The sequence below is a fragment of the Streptomyces sp. NBC_01224 genome (assembly GCF_036002945.1).
GTDB lineage: Bacteria > Actinomycetota > Actinomycetes > Streptomycetales > Streptomycetaceae > Streptomyces.
Genome location: NZ_CP108529.1, coordinates 675,767 through 693,689, shown reverse-complemented (window position 1 = coordinate 693,689; position 17,923 = coordinate 675,767). Strand labels below are relative to the sequence as shown.

The 17,923-nt window shown below is 69.4% G+C and carries 17 protein-coding genes; 12 read left to right on the top strand and 5 right to left on the bottom strand.

Annotated features, from left to right (window positions below):
• Window positions 1-259 precede the first annotated feature (259 nt).
• The 3 genes from OG609_RS03030 (at window position 260) to OG609_RS03020 (ending at window position 2,492) form a co-directional block, all read left to right on the top strand.
• Window positions 260-778, top strand: coding sequence for a transglycosylase SLT domain-containing protein (locus tag OG609_RS03030; RefSeq protein WP_327271315.1), 519 nt, complete (start codon window positions 260-262; stop codon window positions 776-778).
• A 244-nt stretch (window positions 779-1,022) separates the two neighbouring features.
• Window positions 1,023-1,649 (top strand): hypothetical protein, encoded by a 627-nt coding sequence (locus OG609_RS03025; protein ID WP_327271314.1) that lies wholly within the window; start codon window positions 1,023-1,025, stop codon window positions 1,647-1,649.
• A 438-nt stretch (window positions 1,650-2,087) separates the two neighbouring features.
• A complete protein-coding gene (locus tag OG609_RS03020) occupies window positions 2,088-2,492 on the top strand; it encodes a CBS domain-containing protein (protein ID WP_327271313.1) in 405 nt (134 codons plus the stop codon).
• 203 nt (window positions 2,493-2,695) lie between these two features.
• Here the strand turns inward: OG609_RS03020 and OG609_RS03015 are convergent, their stop codons facing one another.
• Window positions 2,696-3,649, bottom strand: a complete 954-nt coding sequence (locus OG609_RS03015) for an NADP-dependent oxidoreductase (RefSeq protein WP_327277924.1) — start codon at window positions 3,647-3,649, stop codon at window positions 2,696-2,698.
• 117 nt (window positions 3,650-3,766) lie between these two features.
• Here OG609_RS03015 and OG609_RS03010 point away from each other — a divergent pair, with 117 nt between their 5' ends.
• From OG609_RS03010 to OG609_RS02995, 3 genes are all read left to right on the top strand, one after another.
• Window positions 3,767-4,726, top strand: coding sequence for a GlxA family transcriptional regulator (locus OG609_RS03010; RefSeq protein WP_327271312.1), 960 nt, complete (start codon window positions 3,767-3,769; stop codon window positions 4,724-4,726).
• Window positions 4,727-5,226: 500 nt separating this feature from the next.
• On the top strand, window positions 5,227-5,706 hold the full coding sequence (locus OG609_RS03000) for a MarR family winged helix-turn-helix transcriptional regulator (RefSeq protein WP_327271311.1): 480 nt from the start codon (window positions 5,227-5,229) through the stop codon (window positions 5,704-5,706).
• A gap of 165 nt (window positions 5,707-5,871) precedes the next feature.
• Window positions 5,872-7,464, top strand: coding sequence for an MFS transporter (locus OG609_RS02995; RefSeq protein ID WP_327271310.1), 1,593 nt, complete (start codon window positions 5,872-5,874; stop codon window positions 7,462-7,464).
• Window positions 7,465-7,660: 196 nt separating this feature from the next.
• Here OG609_RS02995 and OG609_RS02990 read toward each other — a convergent pair whose 3' ends face one another.
• The gene (locus OG609_RS02990; protein ID WP_327271309.1) at window positions 7,661-8,161 is read right to left on the bottom strand and encodes a pyridoxamine 5'-phosphate oxidase family protein; all 501 of its coding nucleotides are present in this window, start codon (window positions 8,159-8,161) and stop codon (window positions 7,661-7,663) included.
• A gap of 241 nt (window positions 8,162-8,402) precedes the next feature.
• Here OG609_RS02990 and OG609_RS02985 point away from each other — a divergent pair, with 241 nt between their 5' ends.
• Together OG609_RS02985 and OG609_RS02980 are read left to right on the top strand one after the other, a co-directional pair.
• The gene (locus OG609_RS02985) at window positions 8,403-8,882 is read left to right on the top strand and encodes a hypothetical protein (protein WP_385655345.1); all 480 of its coding nucleotides are present in this window, start codon (window positions 8,403-8,405) and stop codon (window positions 8,880-8,882) included.
• The gene (locus OG609_RS02980; protein WP_327271308.1) at window positions 8,879-9,583 is read left to right on the top strand and encodes a vitamin K epoxide reductase family protein; all 705 of its coding nucleotides are present in this window, start codon (window positions 8,879-8,881) and stop codon (window positions 9,581-9,583) included. The genes OG609_RS02985 and OG609_RS02980 overlap by 4 nt, the downstream gene beginning before the upstream one ends.
• Here OG609_RS02980 and OG609_RS02975 read toward each other — a convergent pair.
• A complete protein-coding gene (locus tag OG609_RS02975; protein ID WP_327271307.1) occupies window positions 9,534-10,859 on the bottom strand; it encodes a globin domain-containing protein in 1,326 nt (441 codons plus the stop codon). The genes OG609_RS02980 and OG609_RS02975 overlap by 50 nt on opposite strands.
• Before the next feature lie 244 nt (window positions 10,860-11,103).
• Here OG609_RS02975 and OG609_RS02970 point away from each other — a divergent pair, with 244 nt between their 5' ends.
• Complete coding sequence (locus tag OG609_RS02970; RefSeq protein ID WP_327271306.1) at window positions 11,104-11,850, top strand: response regulator transcription factor; 747 nt, start codon at window positions 11,104-11,106, stop codon at window positions 11,848-11,850.
• A gap of 14 nt (window positions 11,851-11,864) precedes the next feature.
• Here the strand turns inward: OG609_RS02970 and OG609_RS02965 are convergent, their stop codons facing one another.
• Complete coding sequence (locus tag OG609_RS02965) at window positions 11,865-13,568, bottom strand: sensor histidine kinase (RefSeq protein WP_327277922.1); 1,704 nt, start codon at window positions 13,566-13,568, stop codon at window positions 11,865-11,867.
• A gap of 514 nt (window positions 13,569-14,082) precedes the next feature.
• Here OG609_RS02965 and ctaD point away from each other — a divergent pair.
• From ctaD to OG609_RS02950, 3 genes are read left to right on the top strand one after another with little or no spacing between them, the layout of a single operon-like run.
• On the top strand, window positions 14,083-15,873 hold the full coding sequence (gene ctaD, locus OG609_RS02960; protein ID WP_327271305.1) for an aa3-type cytochrome oxidase subunit I: 1,791 nt from the start codon (window positions 14,083-14,085) through the stop codon (window positions 15,871-15,873).
• Window positions 15,874-15,926: 53 nt separating this feature from the next.
• Window positions 15,927-16,247, top strand: a complete 321-nt coding sequence (locus OG609_RS02955) for a hypothetical protein (RefSeq protein ID WP_327271304.1) — start codon at window positions 15,927-15,929, stop codon at window positions 16,245-16,247.
• Entirely contained in the window at window positions 16,244-16,378 is a 135-nt protein-coding gene (locus OG609_RS02950) for a hypothetical protein (RefSeq protein WP_327271303.1), read from the top strand. The genes OG609_RS02955 and OG609_RS02950 overlap by 4 nt, the downstream gene beginning before the upstream one ends.
• A 112-nt stretch (window positions 16,379-16,490) precedes the next feature.
• Here the strand turns inward: OG609_RS02950 and OG609_RS02945 are convergent, their stop codons facing one another.
• Window positions 16,491-17,921: an amidase gene (locus OG609_RS02945; protein WP_327271302.1), complete on the bottom strand. Its 1,431-nt coding sequence runs from the start codon at window positions 17,919-17,921 to the stop codon at window positions 16,491-16,493.
• Window positions 17,922-17,923 lie beyond the last annotated feature (2 nt).

Here is a 17,923-nt window from a genome sequence, read left to right as displayed (position 1 = left end):
GGTCGCCCGAACAGTACACAAGCACCACAGAATATGTCATTTTGGACATTTCTCCGATGTTGGGTAGTACGTCACATCATTGCGCCCCGCCCCGCACGTCGCTAACCATGGCTGTCGTTGCGGGAAGCCGCGACAGGGCCGGGTGGATTCCTTCGGATCCGTTCGTTCCGGCCCGCAGCGCGGGGCACCGCCCCGCAAGCCACCGCAACCATGACCGGTAGGCAGCACCGTGACGTCCCCATTGGAGAGTTCCTTCCGTATGACCACGAACACGCAGACCCGTACCAGCCGCATCGCCCGCTTCCGCACCATGTCCGTCGCCGGCATCGCCACCCTCGGTGCCGCGGCCGCCGCCCTCACGCTGACGTCGACATCCGCGCAGGCAGCCGAGAAGGCACCGGCGAGCGCCTCCGTGGTCAGGGCTTCCGTGGACGGCGCCCAGGGCGGCAGGGGCTACGCCAACAACCTCGACGGCTGGATCAAGGAATCGCTGGCCATCATGAAGGCCAAGGGCATCCCCGGCACCTACGAGGGCCTGCACCGCAACATCATGCGTGAGTCGAGCGGCAACCCCAACGCCCAGAACAACTGGGACGTCAACGCGCGCAACGGCATACCCTCCAAGGGCCTGCTCCAGGTCATCCAGCCGACCTTCAACGCCTACCACGTCGCCGGCACCGCCCACGACCTCACCAACCCCGTCGCCAACATCACCGCGGCCGCCAACTACGCCGCCCACCGCTACGGGTCGATCGACAACGTCAACTCCGCCTACTGAGCCACAGACTCAGCCCCCGCACCGCAAGCCAGGACCGGCACAGGCAGCAGCACCGCTGCCCGCGCCGGTCCTTCGGCGTGTCAACCGGTGATGAGCCTTTCCGGGCTGTCCGGCTCGGGTGGTATCCCGATCGGTGCTCGGTGTCAGCCGTTCGATATGCCCGAAATGACAGTCTTGTGGAGCGTAAGTACGTTCAGTCACGGGTCGGCTACGCAGCTGGCCTCTCTGAGACAGGAGAAGTGACATGGTTACACGTTCCACCGTCGTGACCGCCGCCCTCGCGGGCGCCATGGCCCTGACAGCCACCGGCAGCACCTTCACCTCGGCCGCCACCATCGAGTCGGCCCGGCCGGCCCGGCCGGCCCAGCCGGCCCCGGCAGTCCCGGCAGTCCCGGTCGTGCGACAGGCCGCAGCCCCGGCTTCGGCCCCCAACGGCGAGGGCGACGCCGGAAAGGGTGACCAGGGCAGAGGTAACGACGAGGGCAGGGGCAACGGCGAAGGCAGGGGCAACGACGAGGGCAGAGGTAACGACGAGGGCAGAGGCAACGAGGGCAGGGGCCACGGCGGGGGTCGGGGCTACGACGAGGGCAGGATCCACTTCAACGAGCGGACGTACTCCGCCTACCCCGGCGGCTGCATCACCGCGGCCAGCGGCCTCGGCGCCACGAGCTTCAACATCTTCAACGACAGCCGGAGGACCGTCGAGGTCTTCAGCGGGGCGACCTGCGACAACGGCGGCCCCGTCGCCGTCGTCGGACCCTACGGCGCCACATCGGGCGTGTTCCCGCAGCGCGTCGAAGGAGGCGTGTTCGTCAACGACGGCGTGGGAGCGAGCTTCCGAGTGATCGGATACGACTTCGAAGGCGAGTGACGGATCCGCCTGCGTGACGTGACGAAGAACCCCGGCCCGCCGGAATCGGGCCGCGGTGTCCTTGTCCGGGCACCCCGATCGGGACGCACCGGTTCCAGAGGCCCACGCCCTCATCCGACCCACGCCCGATCGACGCGCGCATCTGCCTCGACGTGCTGAAACCGACGGCGAGGCACTGTCGGCCCAGCCGGACCGTACCTCCCATCGGTCTCGGCCGGACCCGGCAACCGGGACGGCGGCGCTCCCGCGGACGACCGTACTTGCCGGGTGCCGTGTACCGGCGCCCGGTCTCGAACCCCTGGAGGCGGCGGTCATGAGCACACCTCTGCACCAGCTCAAGGCCGACGCCGCCGCGCCCTCAGCAGGTGCGCCCTCTCGTGCCCGCCGGGCGTGACGCCGCGCACCGCCAAGCCCCTGGAGCCGACGATCACCTCTCGAATGAGTCCTACAGCCGCCGACGCCATGATCGCGCCGGACCTGCAAATCAGCGACCACGTCAGCATCGACAGGGCACTCGATGTCCTGCGCGGATCCCGCACCCAGTACGTACTCATCCGCGACGACGCCGGCCGGTGCGCCGGAATCATCACTCTCGACCAGCTCACCGCCCACGCAGCGCAGCCCTGGTACGCCGAGGACACCCGGGTCCGTGACATCGCACACGACAGCGGCCCGTTCGCGCACCCCGGCATGCCGGCGTCGGAGGCCGCGGCCGCCATGCGCGAGCGGTCCCTGACAATCCTGCCCGTCGTCGACGAGGACGGCTTCGCGGTGGGCATCCTCACCACCGCACGGCTGCAGGCACTTCTCGGCACCCTTCCGGAGGACACCGACCGGCCCTGATCCGAGAGCGGCAGCCTGACGCAGAGCGGGGATCTTTCGGCACCGGCCAAGGAACGAGGAGAACCTGTTTCCGGCGTGGCCGACCCGGCGGGCACCCACTTCCTTGTTGTCATTGCGGAACAGGTGGACCGCTCCGGCAGGGTCTGGCACCACGACTCCGGCTGTCCGTCCGGGAATCCGCATCGCAGACCCTGCCGGAGGGATCACAACTCCGCTGATGCGGGCTCCGTCACGACGAGCACGATCTTTCCCGAGGTCCGGTCGGTCTCACCGAGGGCGTGGGCCTTGGGTGCCTCGGCGAGGGGAAACGTGGTCTCGACGTGGGCATGGAGGGAGCCGGCCTCGACGAGGTCGGCGATGGCGTTCATGCCGGCGTGGTCGGCCTCGACAAGGAGGGTCTCGACACGGACGCCCAACTCGGCGGCCCGCTGCCGCTCGTTCGGGGACCCGCCGTACAGGAGCGAGACGAGAACACCGCCAGGACGCAGGACGTTCAGCGAGCGGGCGCGGGTCTCGCCCGCCAGGGGATCGAGGACGACATCGATGTCCTTGACGGCCTCGGCGAAGTCGACGCTGTGGTAGTCGATCATCTCGTCCGCGCCAAGTGCCCGGACGAAATCGTGCTTGGGAGCGCTCGCGGTACCGATCACGTACGCCCCACGGGACTTGGCGATCTGGACTGCGAGGTGGCCGACGCCGCCTGCGGCCGCGTGGACGAGGACCCGCTGCCCGGGGCGCACGTCGGCGGTGTCGACGAGGGCCTGGTATGCGGTGAGGGCGGCAAGCGGGAGGGCCCCGGCCTGGACATGGTCGATGCCGGCCGGCTTGCGGGCGAAGGCACGGGCCGGGGCGGTCACATACTCCGCGTGGGAGCCGACCCCGTACGGGTAGGGCAGCATGCCGAAGACCTCGTCGCCCGGCTTGAACAGAGTGACGCCGAAGCCGACGGCCTCGACGACTCCTGAGACGTCCCAGCCCAGGACCAGCGGAAGCCGGTCCAGGAAAAGCCCGTTGGCGCGGTGCTTCCAGTCGGTGGGGTTGACCCCGGCCGCGCGGACGGCGACCAGGATCTGGCTCGGTCCCGGGACCGGCTTCGGCAGTCGTACTTCCTTGAGTACGTCCGGGGTTCCGTGGATGTCCTGGCTCATGGCGCGCATGGTGGCGGGGCCGGTGGTAGCCGTGCTTTCCGCTGCGTTCTGACTCATGCGTCCAGCGTCGCGGGCCCCGCCGTTCCGTACCATGGCATGATTGCCATCTTTCGACAGGATCCTGCCATGGGAAGCGTTCACCGTGTAGCCGTTCTGGCCCTGGATGGGGTGTACCCGTTCGAGCTGGGCATTCCGAGCCGGGTCTTCGGGGCCGCGGAGGGCTTGTACGAGGTCGTGACCTGCACCGTCGACGGTCGTCCGGTGCATACCAACTCCGATTTCTCCATCACTGTCGAGCACGGCCCGGACGCTCTGCGCATGGCCGACACCGTGGTCATCCCACCGTTCGCCACCTCGCTCATCGCGCGGGAGGCGCCTGCGGCCGTCACGGAGGCTCTCGCGTGCGTGGCACCGGGCACGCGCATCGTGTCCATCTGCACGGGCGCCTTCGTCCTCGCTGCAGCCGGTCTGCTCGACGGACGTCCTGCCACTACGCACTGGGCGCTTGCCGGCGTCTTCCGGGAGTGGTTTCCGCACATCGCGCTCGATCCGGATGTGCTGTTCATCGACGACGGCGATGTGCTGACATCCGCGGGTGCCGCGTCCGGTGTCGACGTCTGCCTGCACGTCGTACGCAAGGACCACGGCAGCGAAGTGGCCAACCGGGTCGCTCGTATCTGTGTCGTACCGCCCTGGCGGGACGGCGGGCAGGCGCAGTACATCGACCAGCCGGTGCCCGACGCCTCCTCGAACGGCACGGCCGCCACCCGCCAGTGGGCGCTGGAGAACCTTCACGAGCCCCTGAGCCTGGCCGAGCTCGCCGACCATGCGCGGATGAGTCTGCGTACCTTTGCCCGCCGCTTCCGTGAGGAGGTGGGAACGAGTCCGGGGCGATGGCTCATTCAGCAGCGGGTCGCCCGCGCACGGCATCTGCTCGAATCCACCGACCTGCCGGTGGACGATGTCGCCGCCCAGGTCGGCTTCGCGACGGGCACGTCGCTCCGCCAGCACCTGCACGCAGTCATCGGTGTGTCGCCGCTCGCCTACCGGCGCACGTTCCGAGGGATTCCCGGAGAAATCCACTGAGCGTCGCCGCGGTCACCGCCGGGGCCGGCTTCACCGTTCTGCCCCGCTGCCTCTGCCTCACCGAACTCGCCTCCGATGCGCTGGTTGCCGTCCAAGAGACCGACGATCCGCCCATCGATACCGGCCACCTCGTTCAGCGACCGGGGACGCCGGACAACCCCGACGTCACCCTGGTACGCGGCCGACTGCTCCGCCTGGGCCCCGCCTGGTGAAACCCGTCGGAACGTCCGCGACCACGGCGTCAAGCGCAGCCCGACATCCGAGCCACTGGCCTGTGATCAGGGCCCGGCGGAGCTGTCGAGGCGCTCCGTCGGCCCGCCGAAGGGCAGGACGAGGGCCCGTTTCACCAACAGCCAGGTCACGTTCCCCCCAGGTCGTCGTCGATAGAAGCCTCGCAGAACTCCTGCGTTCCACGGGACGGTTCCGACTGGCTGCCGGGGTGGATCCGACGCAGGAACATCTTTTGACATACCTATGGCATCAGACCTATTCTCTCGCTCATGCCCGTTTCCCGCGCGTCCGTCCAGGACCTCGACCGTGTGGCCTCTGCGCTCGCGGCGTGCCTGCCCGCGCTGAACCGGGCCCTGGACCGCCGGGTCGCCCAGGACTTCGGGCGGCCCAAGCCGCCCGAGGGGCAGCTCGCGCTGCTGCGTTTCGTTTCGCAGCAGGAGGGCGCCACCGTGCGTGAGGCCGCCGACGCCCTGCTGATGCGGCCGAACAACGTCAGCGCGCTCGTCTCCCAGCTCACCGAGCAGGGACTGCTGGAGCGCCGGCAGGACACCGACGACAAGCGGATCGCCCATCTGCATCCGACCTCAAGGGCTCGGCGTGAACTGGCCGAGGTCCGGCGTCTCGAAGGCGCGCACATCGCGCAGGCCCTGCAGTCCCTCACCGACGGTGAGCTGGACGCACTCGGTTCGGTCGTGGGCGCGCTGACGTCGCTGACGCGGCATCTGCACCCCGTGCCCGCAGCCGAGTAGACCCAGCGGTCCCCGCCGAGGGACCCGACCGACCGCGAGCACTGCCGTCTCCGTGCCCGTGGGGCCTTCCCCTGCGCGGAGGCAGCCCGCCCCGACGCCCGTCGGCGCGGCGCATTCTGCTTCGTCCCTGTTTCCCGCAGCGCTTCCGACAGACAAGGCACTTCCATGCCATCCACCACCGTGGATCACTCCTCGCTGCCCGTTGCCTCCCTACCGCAAGTGGAGCCGCCCCAGGGCAGGCGCTTCAACCCGTGGCTGACTCTCCTTGCGGTCGCCTTCGGCCTCTTCATGGTTCAGCTCGACGCATCCGTCGTGGCGATCGCCAACCCCGAGATCGGCCGCTCCCTCGAAGCGTCCACCGCGGATCTGCAGTGGGTCACCAACGCCTATCTGCTCGCCCTGGCGGCATCGCTGATCCTGGGCGGCAAGCTCGGCGACCGCTTCGGACGGCGCACCTACTACATGGTCGGCGTCGTCGGGTTCACCCTCGCCTCGGTCGCCATCGGCCTGTCGGGCTCGATCGAGGGTGTCATCGTCTTCCGGGCGGTGCAGGGCTTCTTCGGCGGGCTTCTGATGCCCAACACCCTGGGCCTGCTGCGCGCCGTCTTCCCACCACGGAAGTTCGGCATCGCCGTGGGTATCTGGGCCATGGTCTCCGCCGTCTCCACAGCGCTCGGCCCCATCGTCGGCGGCCTGCTCATCGAGAACGTCAACTGGGAGTCCGTCTTCTACCTCAACGCCCCGATCGGTGTGATCGCGCTCCTGGTCAGCGCCGCCGTCCTGCCGCAGAGCAGAAACTCGACCGGCCACCACCGCTTCGACGTCCCCGGCGTCGTGCTGCTGGCTCTCGGCCTGCTGTGCGTGGTCTTCGGCGTCGTCAAGGGCGAGACCTGGGGCTGGGCCTCGGCCGGCACCCTGGGCGTCGTCGCCGCCGGCGTGCTCATCCTGGTGGGCTTCGGCTGGTACGAGAACCGGATCGCGCACCCGTTGCTGCCGATGCGGCTGTTCCGCATCCGGGCGCTGACCGTCGGCACGATCATCACCGCCCTCAACTTCTTCGTGATGCTCGGCGTGATCTTCTTCGTGATGCTCTACCTTCAGAACGTGCGCGGCTTCTCGCCGGTCGAGGCCGGCGTACGCACACTGCCGCTCAGTCTCGCTTCGCTGGTGGCCTCCCCGCTGGGGGCGGCGCTGACCGGCCGCTTCGGGCCCCGGCTCTCGATGCCGCTGGGCATGCTGCTCCAAGCCGCCGCGACCTTCGGCCTGCTCAGCTGGGACACCGGCTCGTCCTACGCCACGATGTGGCCGCCGTTCATCGCGCTCGGCCTGGGGGTCGGCATGGTGCTGTCGGCCTCCTCCGACGCCATCGTCGGCCAGGCCCCCGTCAAGGACGGCGGAGTGGCGGGCGGCCTCCAGGCCACCGCCCTTCAGATCGGCGGCGCGCTGGGCACGTCGGTGCTGGTCTCGTTGATCAGCAGCCGGGTCGACTCCACGCTCGTCGACGAGCTGACCGACGCGGGGGTCCCGGCGTCTGTCGCGGGCGGCCTGAGGGAGGCCCGTGACGCGGTCGCCATGGGCGTCGCCCCGGTATCCGGCAACATGACCGAGCAGCTCCGGGCGGCCGTCGTGGAGGGCAGCGGCCAGGCGTTCATGAACGGTGTGCACACCGCCGTGACCGTGACCGGCGTTCTCTGCCTGCTGGGAGCGGCATTCGCGGCAGCCGGGCTCCGCGGCACCTCCCCGGCTGCACAGCACTGAGAAACGCGGACGGTGCCCGCCCCGGCGGGCACCGTCCGCGCCCGGCCCCGGGGAACAGTGGCTGGTCGGACCAGGTGGGCCGATGGTCTCAGCCGTGTTTTCCAGCCAAAGGCGACTCGAGTGGGCCCTGGTGCGACCCGGGCACTTCGCCCACGGAGCGAGCTACGGAGAAGTCCTTCAGCACAAAGACGCTGCATCAGACCGTCAGCCGGATCCCGGTGACCAGATGCGGACGGATGCGGACCGCACAGTCCATCACCCGGTCAGACCAGGGCCTGATCAGTCGTTGGTAGCGCCTCAGGGCATCGGGATCGGTCACGGGGCGGCAGTAACCCGTCGCGACGACGCTCCAGCCCAGATGGGTCAGCGGATCGATGTCATCAGCCTGGTAGGCGACCACGACTCCCTGGCCGCCATGGTGCCGGGCCTGGGCGAACAGGTCCGAGTCCTGATGGGTCCGGATGACGATCTGGCCGAGGTCCAGCAGATGGTTCACCGGCCGGATCGCGGGCAGCGCGCGCTGGGTGAATACGATCCGCCCGAGCGGCGCCCCGCCGAGCAGGCTCAGCGCCTGAGCGCCCGTCAACTCGACCGTGCGGCGTGGTCCGGTGGCCGCCGGGCCGTGAGCCGGGGCCGACGACGTGGGCGCGGCCGCGGGCACGGACGACCGCGGCGATTGATGATCTGCGTGGCTCATGGGGCGGCCTCGTCTCCTGATCTGCTCGACTGCCGCACGAGTACATCGCGTGCTGCCGTCCCCACGCCAGGGCCGAACGGCCCAGGGCCGAACGGCCCTAGCGGCGTCGGACCCCCGATGGATTCACTGCGGTGGACCGCATGCCGCGGGCCGGCCCAACGGCGGCTCCGGGGGCCGGGCCGTGGCTTGTGGAGCGTTCGGTCGGATCGGGCAGTGCGGATCTGCACAGGAGGGGAACACGGTGATCGCGGTCGTTGGACACAGAGACCTCAACAACAGAACTCTGGCGCTGGTGGAGGCCGAACTGAGAGCGCGGCTGGACTGCCTGGCAGAGGGCGTGGCCGCTCTTGTACGGGTCGGGGCGGGGCTGCCGCTCGTGTTCGGGCGCGCCGCCCGGGAGGCCGGACGGAAGCTGACGGTACTGCTGCCGGCCCAGGGCGCGGTACCCGCAGTGCTGCCCGAGCGGGACCGGCGGGCCGCAGGGGAACTGCTGGTCCTGGCCGAGAGCGTACGGCTGCTGGCATTTGATCCGGCCGACCGCAACGCTTGCGTCAGCGCCGATGAACGTCTGGTGGAGACGTGCCGGACCGTGCTTGCCGTGTGGGACGGTTCGCCGTCGGACGGCCGGGACGCCACCGCACATCTGGTTGCCTTTGCCCGGGCGCGTGGAATCCGGGTGGAGGTCGTCTGGCCGGACGGCTCCGTGCGGGGGCGGTCATGAGCGCGTCGGCACGTGAGTCCGAGCTGGTGGCGGAAGCCTTCGAGGCCGATGACCGGGAGGTTCACGCCTCGGAGGACCGGGCGAACGACGGTGCTTCGGGGACGCTCGACGAACGGGAGCGGACCGGGGCGCGCCAGGGATTCGCATGGCTGCTGCTGATCACCGCCGCCCTCGGGCTGCTCGGCTCTTTCGTGATCACCATCGACAAGTTCGAACTGCTCGCCGACCCAGGGTTCGTTCCCGCCTGCTCGCTGAGCCCCGTGGTGTCCTGCGCCGATGTGATGCGCAGCGAACAGGCGTCGGTGTTCGGCTTCCCCAATCCGCTCATCGGACTGATCGCCTTCGGGGTGGTGATGGGGACCGGCGCGGGCCTGCTCGCAGGCGCGCGCTACCGACGGTGGTACTGGCTGGGGCTGAACCTGGGCACCCTGTTCGGCGTCGGCTTCTGCATGTGGCTGATGACGCAGGCGCTGTACGACATCGGCGCGCTCTGCCTGTGGTGCGTACTCGTGTGGGTGGCCACGATCTTCGTGTTCTGGCACACCACCGTGCACAATCTGCGCCATGGCGTCCTGCCCGCCCCACGCGTCCTCGTCGCGGCGGTACTGGAGTTCCCCCTTGCGGTGCCGGTGACTTGGTGCCTGGCCATCGTCATGCTGATAGCAATCCGGTTCTGGTCGTACTGGCAGACGTTTCTGTGACCCGCACCATGCCGGTGATGTCGTGATGGACGTGCGTGGCCGGGACTCCGGCGGCGGCCAGCCGGGCGGCGACGGCCCGCGCCGAGTCTGTCGTGGACGCCTCGGGTGCCAGGGCCAGATAGACGTGTTGCCGGGCGACGGCCCCGGGACGCTGCGCCAGTACTCCGGCTATGGCCCGCAGACCGGGATCTGCGGAGGAACCGGCCGGATCGGCCTGACCGGCCGTGAGGACGGTCAGCCAGGGGCGTCCGCGCCGGAACGCTTCCAGGAACGCCGAGTCGTACACGCCCTCACCCACCCCTCCGTCCAGCAGCAGACGCACCCGGTGCGCACGGAACCGTTCGGCGTCGATCTGCTGGAGCAGCGCCTTCATCGCGGCCCATCCGGTACCGGAGGCGATCAACACCACGTCGGCGGACGGGGTGTGATCGGGCAGGGCAAGCGAGCCGCGCGGTGCGCTGAGGCGGACGGTGTTGCCCTTTTGCGTGCCGTGCACCAGCGCATCACTCACCCCGTCGGCACCCCGGGCCCGTACATGGAACTCCAACTCCCCGTCCGGATGCGGCGCGCGGGCCAGATAGTAAGGACGCCATGCCTGCTCCAGCAGCGGCGACTCCAAGGACGCGAACTGCCCGGCTCTGAAGGGGTAGGGCTGATGGGGGCGCACCCTCAGCACCGCGAGATCCGGCGTACGGAACTCGTGCGAGGCCACCGTCGCCTCCCAGCTCGGCGGTTCGGCGATCGCCTCGTCCGCGCCCCTGACCATCGCCGAAACGGCGAGCCGCAGCATCCGCAGCCAGGCATCCTCCAGGGCACCGGTCCACCGGGCGCCCGCACGCATGCGCAGCGTCTCGATCAGCGCTGCCTCGAACGCCTCGAAGTGCGCGGGGCGCACACCGAGCTTGCGATGGTCGCGGCCCAACTGCGCGAAGATGGCGATCATTTCGTCCGTACGGTGCAGATTGCCGATCAGATAGCGGAAGATCCCGACGAGATGGGCCTGCTGGAACGCCATCGACTCGGGGAACAACGACCGCAGATACGGATGCCGCTCGAACAGGACCCGGTACAGCTCGGCGATCAGCTCCTCCAGCGGGCTCACCAGCGGCAGGAATTCGCTGATCAGCTGCTGGTCGGACGTTCCGTCGTACGGCTGCGGTGCCTCGGCGCACCACGGTTCGGCGCCAGCTCCGGCCGGGGACAGGATGCGTCGTCGCAGCCGCATCGCGTCATGCCGCGCGAGCAGTGCGTGGTAGTCCTCGCTCGGGGTGTTCATGGACCGGTGACTCCTTGGGACAGCACGGTGGGGTGGCCGGGACGGAGAGACGTCCGTAGCGCCCGGACGATCTCGGCGGCGTCAGTATGGCACCGCGTCCAGCCTGCCGACCGGCCCTGGCCACAGGGCCTTTCGGCCCTGTTCAGAGCCTCTACGACATGCTGTGACACCCCGGCGAACCGGCCTGCGGACCGACGCACATACTGGTCCGAGATCCCCCTTCCCCGAACCGATCGAGCATGGTGTGAATGACCTCGCGAAGTCCCCGCTGAGCACGCCGCCGCCGCAGTCCGCGGCCCCCGTACGCGTCTTCATCCTCGACGACCACGAGGTCGTCCGGCGCGGCGTACGCGATCTGCTGGAGGCCGAAGACGGCATCGACGTCGTCGGCGAGGCGTCCAACGCCCGGGAGGCGCTGGCCCGCGTACCGGCCAGCAGGCCACAGGTCGCTGTACTGGACGTAAGGCTCGGCGACGACCCCCGCGGTGACCACGCCGGTATCGAGGTATGCCGGGAACTGCGCGCCCTCATGCCCGAACTGGCATGTCTGATGCTGACGTCGTTCGATGACGACGAGGCACTGTTCGACGCCATCATGGCGGGCGCGGCCGGCTACGTACTGAAGCAGATCAACGGAGCCGATCTGATCGCCGCCGTACGCACGGTCGCGTCCGGCACCTCGATGCTCGATCCCAGGACGACCGCTCGTGTGATGGCACGGTTGCGGGGCCACCAGCGGACCCCCGCCGAGGAGTCGGAGGCATCGGAACTGGAACAGCTCACAACCAGGGAACGTCAGATCCTGGACCTCATCGGCGAGGGCCTCACCAACCGCGAAATCGCGGAACGCCTCTTCCTGGCCGAGAAGACCGTCAAGAACCGCATCTCCTCGATCCTCGCCAAACTGGGCGTCGGCCGCCGTATTCACGCCGCGATGCTCGTCGGCCGGATCAAGGACCGCCAGGGGCAAACCCCGGTCCGGCGAATCTGACAGTTGCTCAGGCGTCAGTCGTGGAGCGGGACGCACCATGTGATCCGAGTGCCGCCGTCCGCCGGCCGTTCGATGGCGAGTGTGCCGCCGCACAGCTCCGCCCGCGTACGCATGTTGGCCAGCCCACCGCCGCGCCTTGTCGGCTGACCGCCGTCATGGATCGCTGTCCCCGTTCGGGGAGCTGTCGTGTCACCTGCCGTGATCCCGATGCCGTTGTCCGTGACGGTCAGGGTCACCGCGTCGTCGGCCGACAGCACGATGCCGATACGACTCGCACGGGCATGGCGGGACGCGTTGGACACCGCCTCGGCGGCGACCGCCACCACGTGTTCGGCGAGTTCGTCCGGGATGGTGGTGTCCACCGGCCCGTCGATCCGCACCGTGGGCCGGAAGCCGAGGACATGTGCCGCCGCACGAGCGGTCTCCGCTATCCGGTGCCGCAGCCCGCTGCGGCCCGAACCGTCCGCCGTGCGCAGATCGAAGATGGTGGACCGGATGATCCGGATAGTGGTGTCCAGATCATCCACTGCCCGGCTGACCCGCTCGGCCGCTTCCGGGCGGTCCGCGATGGCCCGGGTGGTGCTCTGGAGAGTCATCCCGGTCGCGAACAGCCGCTGGATCGCCAGATCGTGCAGATCGCGGGCGATCCGGTCCCGGTCGTGCATCACGGCGAGTTCCTCGGACTCGGCCCGTCTGCGGGCCAGTTCCAGTGCGATGGCCGCCTGGTCGGCGAAGCCGGAGACGAGTTCGACCTCGGTCTCGTCGAACGGCGGGCGGTCGGCCGGCCGCCCCAGGCGCAGTGCGCCCAGTGCCCCGGTATCGATCTGCAACGGCACCGCCACCACCGGGCCCAGACCGTCCTCGGTACCGTCGCTGAACGGATGGGCCCGGGGATCCGTACGGACGTCGGCGCAGTGCACAGGCGTTCCGGTACGGGCTGCGAGCCCGGCCAGCGATCCCGACGCCGGAACGGACAACCCCGTTACACGGTCGGAGTCCCGGCCATGGGCGACGGCAACGGTGAGGCGTTCCTCGGCCGCTGCTGCCGCCGGAGCCTCTGAGAGGGGCGCGGAACCGGGCCGTGCCGTGGGCAGCAGAATCGCTGCCCGGTCGGCGCCCGCCACTTCCATCGCCCGCTCGGCGATCAGATGCAGCACCTCGTCGGTGTCCGTTCCCGAGAGCAGAGTGCGGGTGATCTCGCCCAGTGCCTCCAGGCGCCGTTCCCGGCGGCGGCTCTCGTCGTACATCCTGGCGTTGTCGATGGCGACTCCGGCGGCGATCGACAAGGTGGTCAGTACCGCCTCGTCGTCGGCGTCGAAGCTCACCCCGCCCCGTTTCTCGGTGAGATAGAGATTGCCGAACACCTCGTCACGCACCCGCACCGGTACGCCGAGGAAGGTGCGCATCGGCGGATGATGAGGCGGAAAACCGAAGCTGCGCGGGTGGCTGCTCAGATCGGTGAGCCGCAGCGGTTCCGGGTGAAGGATCAGCTCTCCGAGGATTCCGCGGCCACACGGTGACTGCCCGATCCTGGCCGCGAGTTGTTCCGACAGGCCCACCGGCAGGAACTCCAGGAGCTTCTGCCCGTCCCCGACAATGCCGAGTGCTCCGTACTCCGCGTCGGTCAAGGTCACCGCTGCCTCCACGATGCCGCGCAGCACCTCCGGGAGTTCCAGGCCCCGTCCCAGACTCATCACGGCATCCAGCAGACTGCGCATCCGGTCCGGTCGGCTGGGGTGTGGCCACGCGGCCGGACCGGGGCAGGAGGGGCCGGGCGAGCCGAGCGTGGGGGAGGAGGGGACGGGGCAGGGGACTTCGAGGGGGGAGCCGGGCTCGGGAGGTGCTGTCTCTGCCATCGGGGTGCCGTTCTCTGGGGCCGTGTGCCGTATGCCGGGTATCTGCTCACCGGATCACCGCGGGGCTGGGACCGGTCCACGGACGGTCAGCCTACGACAGCCCACATGCCGAGGGCCCGGCGGTGTGTGGTCTTGAAGGAGGGCGTGGGCAGGGCCGGCTGGCTGCCGGATGTACACGGCAGTAGGGCCGGTCGGCCCCGTGGAGGGTGCCCGTCGGCCCCTGGAGAGCGTCGCGGCTCGCGGCCAGCATGGTGCGGCCGGGAAGGTCCGGTCCGTCCCCTCGTGATCCGCCGGACCTTCCCGACCGCTCCCCGGACACGCCCCCGTGCGGCCGGGGAGTGCTCGGAGAACTGCCAGAGCTGGAGGACACGGTCCGGTGGACGCAATGGAATCGCAGGGCAATCAGGCCATCCCTGCATATGGCCCCAAGCCTCCTGGCCCCGGGGCCGGCCCCGCCGGCGCGGAGGCCACCCCGGGCGGCCGCGGGCCCACTCGGGCGGGCACGAAGCAGCCCGGCACGACGCAGCCCCGCACCGATCTGCCGGGCCGTTCCTCGCGCGGCCGGATCGTCGTCTCGTGGCTCACGACGACCGACCACAAGCAGATCGGCACGCTTTATCTCGTCACCGCGTTCGTCTTCTTCCTGATCGGCGGCGCGATGGCGCTGGTGATGCGTGCCGAACTCGCCCGTCCCGGCACGCAGATCATCTCCAACGAGCAGTTCAATCAGGCATTCACGATGCATGGCTCGGTGATGCTGCTGCTGTTCGCCATGCCGCTGTTCACGGGATTCGCCAACTGGCTCATGCCGCTCCAGATAGGCGCACCCGATGTGGCCTTTCCGCGACTGAACATGCTGGCCTACTGGTTGTTCCTCTTCGGCTCGCTGATCGCCGCGGCAGGGTTTCTCACTCCTCAAGGTGCCGCCGACTTCGGTTGGTTCGCCTATGCTCCGCTTTCCGACGCGACCCACTCACCGGGCGTCGGTGCCGATATGTGGATCATGGGCGTGGCGTTGTCCGGATTCGGTTCCATTCTCGGAGCGGTGAACTTCATCACCACCATCATCTGCATGCGCGCCCCGGGAATGACCATGTTCCGGATGTCGATCTTCACCTGGAACGTACTGTTGACCGCCGTACTCATCCTCCTGGTCTTCCCGGTCCTCGCCGCAGCACTCTTCGCGCTGGAGATGGACCGGAAGTTCGGCTCGCACATCTTCGACGCCGCCAACGGGGGTGCGCTTCTGTGGCAGCACCTGTTCTGGTTCTTCGGACATCCGGAGGTCTATGTGCTGGCTCTGCCGTTCTTCGGCATCGTCTCCGAGATCATTCCGGTCTTCTCCCGGAAGCCGATGTTCGGCTATGTCGGCCTCGTTGCCGCGACGATAGCCATTGCCGGGTTGTCCGTAACCGTTTGGGCCCACCACATGTATGTCACCGGTGGTGTACTGCTGCCCTTCTTCGCCTTCATGACCTTCCTGATCGCCGTACCGACCGGAGTGAAGTTCTTCAACTGGATCGGCACGATGTGGAGGGGGTCACTGTCCTTCGAGACGCCGATGCTCTGGGCCACCGGATTTCTGATCACCTTCGTCTTCGGTGGACTGACCGGAGTCATCCTGGCCTCACCACCGCTGGACTTCCACGTCTCCGACTCGTACTTCGTGGTCGCCCACTTCCACTACACACTCTTCGGTACGGTCGTCTACGCGATGTTCGCCGGATTCCACTTCTGGTGGCCGAAGTTCACCGGCAAGATGCTCGACGAGCGCCTGGGGAAGATCACCTTCTGGGTGCTGACGGCCGGCTTCCACCTCACGTTCCTCGTGCAGCACTGGCTCGGTGCGCAGGGAATGCCCCGCCGGTACGCGGACTATCTCGCCGCCGACGGTTTCACCGCCCTCAACACCCTGTCCACCATCGGTTCATTCCTGCTCGGGCTGTCGTTCCTCCCCTTCTTCTACAACGTCTGGAAGACCGCCCAGTACGGCAGGAAGACAACCGTCGACGACCCATGGGGTTATGGCCGCTCCCTTGAATGGGCCACGTCCTGTCCTCCTCCCCGGCACAACTTCACCGCCCTGCCCCGTATCCGCAGCGAGTCCCCGGCGTTCGACCTGCACCATCCGGAGATCGCCGCGCTCGACCCCGCCGTACCGCAGTGACCCCTGACCTCGTCCACCACCACAATCCCCGCCCCTGAGGAGAGTGCTGCCCGATGTCCCATGGTGTTCTGGCGCTTGGCGTAGCCGTGCTCTGCGTATCGGGCAACGTCTGGTACCTGCCCGCCTGCATCGACCTGCGTGCCGGCCAGGACCGGCCGCGCTCCCGCCGGCTGGCCGCGGCCGCTGTACTGGCCGGGTGGGGATCGGCGGCCCTCACGATGCTTCTGCTGCTCATGCCGGTCACCCTGTCCGCGGTCGCACTGGTGGCGGTCGCGGGTAGCACCACCACGGTGTCCCTGGCCGTCCGCGCGCGGCTGTGCCGAGGCCGGGAGCAGTGTGAAGAGGAGGCCCGGTGGGCCGCCCTCTTCCGTTGACCACCGTCCGCCCGGAACTCGCCCCGTCCGCCGTCGGCGCCTTCCCAGACGCCTCCGACGGCCGGGCGGTGGAGGCCGCCGCCGGGGCAACCGCCGCCGAGACCGGTGGCCATGCCCCGTCGCGTCGCTGAGTGTGCCGTTCGCACCGTGTCCAGCCGCGGCCGGCTGCCCGCGCACCCCACTGTTGCCTCGGACTTGCGCGCAGCCGGCCGGGAGTCGAGGGTGCAAGCGCACCCCAAGGGTTCAAACAGCCCTGCCCCCCACGCGCGGGTCGACCGGTGTGAGAACTCCGAGCCGGTCCTCGATCGCCTGCGCCGCGCCCAGGCACAGGTCTTCCCGGAAGGCGCGCCCGACGACCTGCACCCCGGACGGCAGTCCGTCGACCACTCCGGTCGGTACGGCCACGCCGGGCACACCCACGAAACTGGACACGGTGCACAGGCGCATCGCCGAGCCGACCCGGTCCCGTCCGGCCCTGTCGCGCGACTCCAGCCCCGGCTCGACCGGTGGCTCGGTGAATACCGGGCCGAGCAACAGCGGGTATTCGTGGAGGAATTCGGCCCATGAGCGGCGGATGCTCATCCAGGTGCCCATCAGCTTCATGAACTCGTCCGCGCTTGCCGGCGGCGTCTGCTCCATCATCATCTCGATATAGCGGTCCCCGCCTGCTCCGAGCAGCTTCCGCACCACTGGCCAGGTCGCAGCGAACTCGGTCACGGTGATCCGGCCGTACGCTTCGAGCGCCTCGTCCAGTCTCGGAACGTCCTGCACCTCCCGCACGTCGTACCCGGCGTCGCGCAGCACCTCGGCCGCGGTCTCGACAGCCCTGCGTACCGTGGGGTGAGCGCCGTGCCCACCTGGGTCCGCCACGACCGCGACCTTCACCGGCCCGGGGAGCGGTTCGCCGTAGGCAGGCACCGGTACGGCCCGTGGGTCGCGCGGGTCGGTCCCGGCCAGCACCTCGAACGCCAACCGGAGGTCGCCCACACTCCGCGCCAGCGGGCCGTCGGTGACCAGCATCTGGGACGCCGGGCCGGGGTCGTCGGGGCCGAGGACGCGGTGGTCCGCGGGGAAGCGCCCGGTTGTCGGCTTCAGCCCCGCCACGCCGCAGAACTGGGCCGGGATGCGCACCGATCCACCGGAGTCGTTGCCGAGCCCGAGCGCTGCCATGCCCGTGGCGACGGCCACCCCGTCGCCTCCGCTGGTGCCGCCCGGGGTCCGGCCGCGGTCCCATGGGTTGGCCGTGTCGCCGAAGAGCTCGCTTCGCGTGTGCATCCCCGCCAGGATCAGGGTGGGCATGTTGCTGTGGCCGATGGGAATGGCCCCGGCTGCGCGCAGCCGGGCCACCGGGGGCGCGTCGGCCGACGCCACCAGATCGCGGAAGCGCTCCGCGCCGAACGTGGTCGGTACGCCTTCGACGGCGGTGCTCTCCTTCACCGTGAACGGCACGCCCGCCAGTGGCCCCAGCGCCTCACCGGCGGCCCGCCGGCGGTCTGTCTGCGCCGCGGCGGCGCGGGCGCGCTCCGCCAGGAGCTGCGTGACCGCGTTCACCTGCGGGTTGACCTCGGCGATGCGCTCCAGGTGGCTGTCGACCAGTTCGGCCGCTGAGACGTGGGCGTTGCGCACTGCCTCCGCCTGCGCGGCGGCCGACATCTTCCACAGGGCGTCCTGCATGT